This is a genomic window from Gordonia polyisoprenivorans NBRC 16320 = JCM 10675 (assembly GCF_000241325.1).
Lineage (GTDB): Bacteria > Actinomycetota > Actinomycetes > Mycobacteriales > Mycobacteriaceae > Gordonia > Gordonia polyisoprenivorans.
Genome location: NZ_BAEI01000041.1, coordinates 1 through 794, shown reverse-complemented (window position 1 = coordinate 794; position 794 = coordinate 1). Strand labels below are relative to the sequence as shown.

The following is a 794-nucleotide window of genomic DNA, read 5'->3' as shown; positions in this document are numbered from 1 at the left end:
ATTCACCGAACGAATCCAGTCGGGCCTTCGGGACATTGCAACACCGCAGCAACGACGTTTGATAGACGCACATATGCGATACCGCCACGAGAATGTTTCGGTCGTCACCCTCGACCGCGAGATCATGATCACCGACGACGGTTTTCGCACACCAACTGCCCGACCGACCGACAATCTGGGCGGCCTGCTACGTCACGTAACGAGGCCATTCGCCGCATCGAGTGACGACGATCACGCCATGTTAATGTTAACTAGCCGCAATTTCCCGCTTGCCGAATACGACATGGGGCCGAGGATGATGCCGGCCGGCGCGGGAGGACGACTCGGGCGCCATCTTTACCCCTCAGCCAAGACGCGCACCCGTGACGAATACATTTGACACCGAGCATGACCGACTCTGCCACAGCCGCTTTAGCTGGTAAGGAAACGTGTCAGAGTAGGACGAGTTGTCGGCGCCGAACGTCCGCCGATGTCGCGGACGGCCGATGGTTCGAAGTCAGGCAGAGAGGGAGCCGATCGCTGCTTGCTCGCCGTCGCGGCCACTCCATGTTGCTATCCCTCCGATGAGAACTGCGCCCATGGCGCCTCCCGTGCGGCCGCGGGGCCACTGAATCCCCGTCCGCTCGATCTGGTCCTGCACCAGATTTGCTCAGCCAACAGCTACGGCTTCTTCTCCGGCAGTGGCCAACACCCCTTCACCGGAGTGCCCCATTCCATGAGACATGCCGCCCTCAGGGGTGACGTCGCTTGACAGCCAGACGTAATCCAGCTCGTCATCCTCGCGAATCTGGCGA

The 794-nt window shown here is 60.8% G+C and carries 1 protein-coding gene; it reads left to right on the top strand.

Annotated elements, in window-relative coordinates; translation table 11 throughout:
• A partial coding sequence (locus GOPIP_RS11620) for a hypothetical protein (protein WP_244421143.1) occupies positions 1–379 on the top strand: 379 nt, incomplete at its 5' end.
• Positions 380–794 lie beyond the last annotated feature (415 nt).